Here is a 6657-nt window from a genome sequence, read left to right on the forward strand (position 1 = left end):
AATTTATATTTATAATCAGGCAGAAGATGCCTTGGCAATCTGGCGACAGGTTGGCGCAGAGGGCCAGATAGCAGAGCGCCTATATAACAATATTATTAATATTGAAATAATGGCTCTAATAATCTTGGGAGCTGCCGCTATTGCTGGTGTTGCAACGGCTATTGCTACAAGTATGGTTATGGGTAAATTCGTAACCGGCCCAATAAATAATCTGGAAAAATCTATTCGCTCACTTGCGGATGGTAAGTTGGATACTGATGTCAAAGGACTTATTAACGAAACAGAAATTGGTACAATTGCTGTGTCCGTGGATGTTCTTAAAGATAAAGCAGTGGAGCGTGAAGAATTGCAACGTGCCCAAAGAGAAGCAGCAGAACAAAAAGCGGCGCGTGCCGATGAGGTGCGCCATGCGACACAAGAATTTGAAGCAGAAGTTAGTTCTTTACTTTCCAACATTGCGCAATCCTCCCACCAGCTTGGTATCTCAGCTAACGAAATGAGCCAACAGGCAGAACAGTCTTCTAACCAATCTGTAGAAGCTTCAACGTCATCTCAATCAGCTAGCGAAAATGTAAATACAGTTGCCTCTGCGACCGAAGAACTTACAGCAACCATTTCCGAAGTCTCAGAGCAGATTTCCAGTACATCCCGTAAAGCCGGCGAAGCACGCGATGCATCAGAATCAGCAATCAATTCAATCTCTGGTCTACGCAGTGGAGCAGAGAAAATTGGCGAAGTAGTCAGTTTGATTAACGATATTGCAAATCAAACAAACTTGCTTGCACTAAACGCAACGATTGAGGCCGCCCGGGCAGGTGAAGCCGGTAAAGGTTTTGCTGTTGTTGCCAACGAAGTCAAAAATCTTGCGACACAAACGGCCAACGCGACACAAGAAATCACAACCCATGTAGACGGCATTCAGGAAAGTGTGAATGTGACAGTTCCGATCATTGAAAATGTCACAAAAACCATTGAAGACCTAGCAGACGTGGCTGAAAACGTTGCCAATAGTGCACAACAGCAAAGCATCGCTACATCTGAAATCGCCCATAATGTACAAAATGCAGCACAATCCACACGATATGTTTCTGATAACATGTCTGTGGTCATCGATGCAGCAAAAGCAACATCTGGTTCAGCTGGGAAGGTTCTAGAAGCTTCCGTTGAACTTGAACGTTACGGCACGTCGCTAAAAGACCAAGTGGATGCCTATATCCGTAAAGTACAAGTGGCTTAGTTTTCTATGTTATAGATAAAGAAGAGGCGATCCAAAATCTGGATCGCCTTTTTCAGTTAGGTCAAAAGAGTCTTCAGGAAAAAACCTGAGGAATCCTAACGTTGGCCAATAGATTTCCCAACACCGTGCGGAGTTGGAAGGGAAGCATGGGCCGACGCATATTCTGCTAGTTTCGCCGAAATCTCTTCACCTGGCTGACAGGTTTTACGAGTGTTTAAATCCACATGCAATAAAAGTGTTTCAACACCACAAACCGTGTCACCAGCAGCATTTTGTAAGAAATGATATAGATGCATCTTCTTCCCTTCACCCGATAAGACTTGTGTCTTAATGGTTAGGTCGTCACCTTCTTTCATTTCATCTAGATATCGTATTTGGGTTTCAACAGTGAAGTAACTATTGCCAGACGCAATGTAATCTTCATCAGCCCCAATCATAATCATGAATTGATCTGTAGCCTGACTTCCCGCTTCAAGGTAATGTGTCTCATTCATGTGACCATTATAATCCGTCCAGCTTTGCGGTACTTTACGACATACAGTGATTGGAAGATCATCTGCTGTTGCTAATTTCATAGCAGCCTCATGTTCGTTGATCGTCCCACCAGCGCCACTACCGGATTTCTTCAAAGCGCGCATCATTCCCACCAAGTTATCATCCCGTAGACGTTCCAATTCACGAATAGACATATGTCCTGATTGTGCATCTGACTGACCCGCAATTTGATCAACAAGTTCATCTGTCAGTTCTGGTACATCCATCAACTTGGTCCAAGGCCAAGCTAAAGCCGGGCCAAACTGACCGATAAAATGTTTCATACCTGCTTCGCCACCCGCAATGCGATATGTCTCAAACAATCCCATTTGTGCCCAGCGCAATCCAAAACCATAACGGATAGAATCATCAATTTCTTCGGTGGAAGCAATACCATCATTTATCAGCCAAAGCCCTTCACGCCATACTGCTTCCAGTAAACGATCTGCGATATGTGCATCAATTTCTTTACGCACTAATAATGGCTTCATTCCGATAGAAGTCAAAATCGATTGAGCTTTTGATTTAATCGCTTCCGGTGTTTTGGCTGACGGGACCACTTCTACCAAGGGTAACAGATAAACCGGATTGAATGGATGAGTTACAATAATATGTTCAGGCTTATCCATTCCATCTTGTAACTCAGAAGGCTTGAAACCAGATGTCGAAGAACCAAGAATGGCTTCTGCATCAAGATGCTCTAAAATACCAGCGTGAACTTTATTCTTTAAATCCAAACGTTCCGGCACAGATTCTTGCACCCATGCCGCACCAGATACAGCTTCAGCTAAATCAGAGTGGAAACTTAATTTTCCTTCCGCTGGCATCATACGATCGTACAGGGATGGCAAGCTACGACGCGCATTAGCCAAAACTTCACTGATTTTCCGTTCGGCCTCTGGGTCTGGGTCAAATACCGCAACATCCCAACCATTGAGCAGGAACCGGGCAACCCAGCCCCCGCCAATAACACCACCGCCAACAATACAGGCTTTCATTTATTTATGTCCTTATTATGCGTGGATTAGGATTTAGGTGCGCGTTTGGTCAAGCCAAGTTGTTCACGTACTTCCGCAGGTGTCATCAAACGAGACCCCAAATTTTCAATAATAGTCCCTGCTTTTTCGACAAGTTGTGCATTTGTTGCAAGAACACCTTTTTCCAAGAATAGATTATCTTCCAAGCCAACACGTACATTACCACCTGCAAGAACAGCAGCAGCCACATATGGCATTTGGTGCTGACCTAAGGAAAATGCAGACCAATCCCAATCAGATGGTACGTTATTTACCATGGCCATAAATGTATTCAAATCATTTGGCGCGCCCCATGGAACCCCCATACAAAGCTGAACCATTGCCGGGCTTTTCAAGATCCCTTCTTTCACCAACTGTTTCGCAAACCAAAGATGTCCTGTGTCAAATGCCTCAATTTCTACCTTCACCTCAAGGTCGGTCATCATTTGCCCCATTGCGCGCAAAGTACCCGGTGTATTTGTCATCACATAATCTGCTTCGGCAAAATTCATTGTGCCACAATCTAATGTGCAGATTTCTGGTAAACATTCCGCCACATGTTGAACGCGTTCCGTTGCGCCAATCATATCAGTTGCTTTTTCATTCACCGGGAATGGCGCTTCCACGTCACCAAACACAATATCGCCGCCCATACCAGCGGTTAGGTTCAACACAACATCAATTTCAGAATCACGTACACGATCAGTCAATTCACGATATAATTTTGGATCACGGGAAGGTGCACCTGTTTCAGGATCACGTACGTGACAATGCACAACAGCTGCACCTGCTTTTGCGGCATCAATTGCGCTTTCTGCGATCTCTTTTGGGGAACGTGGCACATGTGGAGATTTATCTTGTGTTCCACCGGAACCTGTTACAGCACATGTGATGAAGACGTTTTTATTCATTTCAAGTGGCATATCGCAACCCTTTCTTGATAGGCGGTTAACCCGCAGCTTTCCTTAACTCTGGCCACTCCCACGCGACCCTGAACTTTGGATAATCTATCAATGAAAAACGGTTTCGTTAGTCACTTTCCGACCAATCAACGAACAAAAAACGGCTATGTTACAAATCTTCAATTTTGCCAAATTTAGAAAAATACAGAATTTCTAAATGTTGACTTGGGCTATTTTCAGACACCCAACCTGTCGCGCAAACCATACCACCAAGACCCCATAATTGAATACGGCACGCGGAATCGTTGTCCCCCCGGAAAGGGCCGTTGAGGTGCCTTGGTGAACAGGTTGTAACGATCAAATTTTTCGTCAATAGCCTCCGCCATTGTACGACCATAAATATGAGTTACGTTAACACCATGCCCACAAAAACCATGCAAATAATATACATTATTAGTCAAAGTACCTAAGTCAGGATGGCGAGTATAGCAAAAGGCCATGTTTCCGGTCCAAACATAATCTGCCTTTATGCCTTTTAATTGTGGATACACTTTCTCAAGATTACCGCGTAGTTTTTGTTCAGCCTGTGCTGGGGTTGATCCCCCATAAGTAGACCCGCCCCCAAAAATAAGACGCTTATCCGCAGATAGCCGGAAATAATCCAAAATGTAGCGGCAATCCGCGACTGCTAGATCATTCGGTAAAATTTCTTTTTGCTGTGCTTCAGATAAAGGTTCCGTTGCAATCACTTGCGTAGATACTGGCATCATACGTTTAGAGATACGTTTTTCCGTATCTCCCATATAAGCCTCACCACAAAGCACTAATTTCTTTGCTTTAACCTGCCCCTTAGCCGTTTTCACCAATACACCATAAGACGCAGACGCATATCCAATCATTGGGGATTGTTCAAAGATTTTCCCCCCGAGCTTTTCAAAAGCGGCCGCTTCGCCTAATACCAGATTTAACGGATGTAAATGACCTGAATATGGATCCTTATATCCACCCGCATAAACAGAAGATCCAGTTTCTTTTTGAGCAACCTCACGATCCACCATATGCATTTTAGATAGTCCATATGCATGAAGCTGTTCGATCTCTTCTTCCAGCTCCTTAACCTGCTTATCTGTATAAGCTGTGATCATATGGCCAAATTTCAGATCGCATTGGATATCATATTTACCAACCCAATCCTTAATGATTTCTGCCCCTTCAAGATGAAAGGTCTTAATAACATCGTGGTCTTTAACACCTAGATGTTTCTCTAGAAAACTAACACCACCATTGAAACCATTAATGAGATGTCCACCATTACGACCTGCAGCGCCCCACCCAACATGACAAGCTTCAAGCAATGCCACCTGATAACCTTTTTCAGCAAGGAACAAGGCGGTGGACATACCAGAAAAACCTGCCCCGACAACGCATACATCCACCTCGACCGTATCAGATAACGCTGGACGATCAGGTATTTCTATCCGGGATGCTGCATAATAGCTCTCTGGATAGGGTTGAGGATGTTTAATGGTCAGGACATCAGATAGCATTAGACATTATCCAAATAGGTTTCATGTTCAAATTCGGTAATTTTGGAAGTGAAAATACCAAATTCATATTTCTTCACACCTAAATAGGTTTTATGCAGTGTTTCCGAAAAAACCTCTTTGCAAAAATCACTATTCGCATAAAGCTCAATCGCCTCATACCAACTCGCTGGTAAAGATTCGTGGGTTCGCCCTTCATAAGCTAATCCCTCAATTGGTGCGCCCGGATCAATTTTATTTTCGATCCCTTCCAGCGCAGCTGCCAACATCGCAGTTAACACGAGATACGGATTAGCATCGGCCCCTGCAACGCGGTGTTCAATGCGTCTCGCCTTTGCATCACTTGCTGGAATACGCACCGCACCCGAACGATTTTCATAGCCCCAGTTCACATCAGTCGGTGCTAAGGAATAAGGACGTAAACGTTTGTAAGAATTATAATGTGGCGCAAATATCAACATGCTTTCACGCATATATTTCAACAAACCACCTGCTGCATGACGCAACATTTCTGTGCCTTCATCACCACCATTATCGAATAGATTTACATCATTTTCGTCGATCAAGCTAAAATGGACATGCATACTATTCCCTGCCTGATCCCCGTATGGTTTCGCCATAAAGGTCGCGCCCATACCGTGTTTACGTGCAATACCTTTAATCAAACGTTTGAACAAAACGGTATCATCCGCCGCACGCACGGGATCATCAACATGCAATAAATTGACCTCATATTGAGACGCAGCATTTTCAGATACCATCGTATCCGCATTAATGCCCTGTATCTCGCATTCTTTATGAAGATCACTTAGAAAATCATCCAAATGGTCCAATTGCTCAATAGAAAGCAAATCGGCCTTACTATATTTTTTTCCAGTAACAGGTGAAGAAATGGAAGTTGGACGCCCATCTTCCAGATCATATAGGAAAAATTCCAATTCTGTCGCAACAACCGGGCGCCAGCCTTTCGCATGAAAACGTTCCATCAAACGGATCAACGCATAACGGGAGCAGCCTAAGAAAGGCTTTCCATCTTCACCCATCATTTGTACAGGCACAAAAGCGCCCGGGCTTGAGTTCCAGTTTACAGGTAAAACACCGCGGCCTGTATATTGGCAAATGCCATCTGCATCGCCATTTTCCATTGCCAATTCATTTTCATGAAGGTCTTCACCCCAGATATCGGTCGTACCACCGGAGAGAGGAAGCTTTAACCCACCTGTCAGCACTTTCTTTGCCTGATCTTTTGGTAGGCGCTTTCCACGCAAAATACCTTGTAGATCAACCACACCAACAGTCACATGGGAAATATCATCACGGCTTTCCAACCACTCAAAATCAGCTTCACTCATTTTCTTAACTCTTTAAGTTCATTTCGTGTGATCAAAGGATACGGGGGAAGCCTTTAGGAGTAAATTATAAAC

General features: G+C 44.0%; 5 protein-coding genes. 1 reads left to right on the forward strand and 4 read right to left on the reverse strand.

All coding sequences use genetic code 11. From position 1 onward, the window contains the following. On the forward strand, positions 1 to 1237 hold a 1237-nt coding region (locus E1160_RS01085; RefSeq protein WP_155153144.1), incomplete at its 5' end, for a methyl-accepting chemotaxis protein. Between the two features lie 95 nt (positions 1238 to 1332). Here the strand turns inward: E1160_RS01085 and E1160_RS01090 are convergent. The 4 genes from E1160_RS01090 to E1160_RS01105 form a co-directional block, all read right to left on the reverse strand. Then, positions 1333 to 2769, reverse strand: coding sequence for a carnitine 3-dehydrogenase (locus E1160_RS01090; protein WP_155153145.1), 1437 nt, complete (start codon positions 2767 to 2769; stop codon positions 1333 to 1335). Positions 2770 to 2795: 26 nt separating this feature from the next. Next, a complete protein-coding gene (locus E1160_RS01095) occupies positions 2796 to 3710 on the reverse strand; it encodes a BKACE family enzyme (RefSeq protein WP_155153146.1) in 915 nt (304 codons plus the stop codon). Positions 3711 to 3925: 215 nt separating this feature from the next. After that, the gene (locus tag E1160_RS01100; protein ID WP_155153147.1) at positions 3926 to 5236 is read right to left on the reverse strand and encodes an NAD(P)/FAD-dependent oxidoreductase; all 1311 of its coding nucleotides are present in this window, start codon (positions 5234 to 5236) and stop codon (positions 3926 to 3928) included. Beyond that, positions 5236 to 6585, reverse strand: coding sequence for a glutamine synthetase family protein (locus E1160_RS01105; protein WP_155153148.1), 1350 nt, complete (start codon positions 6583 to 6585; stop codon positions 5236 to 5238). The genes E1160_RS01100 and E1160_RS01105 overlap by 1 nt, the downstream gene beginning before the upstream one ends. Between the last annotated feature and the right edge of the window lie 72 nt (positions 6586 to 6657).

Origin of the sequence: Curvivirga aplysinae (genome assembly GCF_009711445.1) — a bacterium.
Lineage (GTDB): Bacteria > Pseudomonadota > Alphaproteobacteria > UBA8366 > Aestuariispiraceae > Curvivirga > Curvivirga aplysinae.

Excerpts from the sequence above, each read along its gene's own strand:
- E1160_RS01090 (WP_155153145.1), bottom strand. The coding sequence starts at position 2,769 with ATGAAAGCCTGTATTGTTGGCGGTGGTGTTATTGGCGGGGGCTGGGTT.
- E1160_RS01105 (WP_155153148.1), bottom strand. The coding sequence starts at position 6,585 with ATGAGTGAAGCTGATTTTGAGTGGTTGGAAAGCCGTGATGATATTTCC.
- E1160_RS01100 (WP_155153147.1), bottom strand. The coding sequence starts at position 5,236 with ATGCTATCTGATGTCCTGACCATTAAACATCCTCAACCCTATCCAGAG.
- E1160_RS01095 (WP_155153146.1), bottom strand. The coding sequence starts at position 3,710 with ATGCCACTTGAAATGAATAAAAACGTCTTCATCACATGTGCTGTAACA.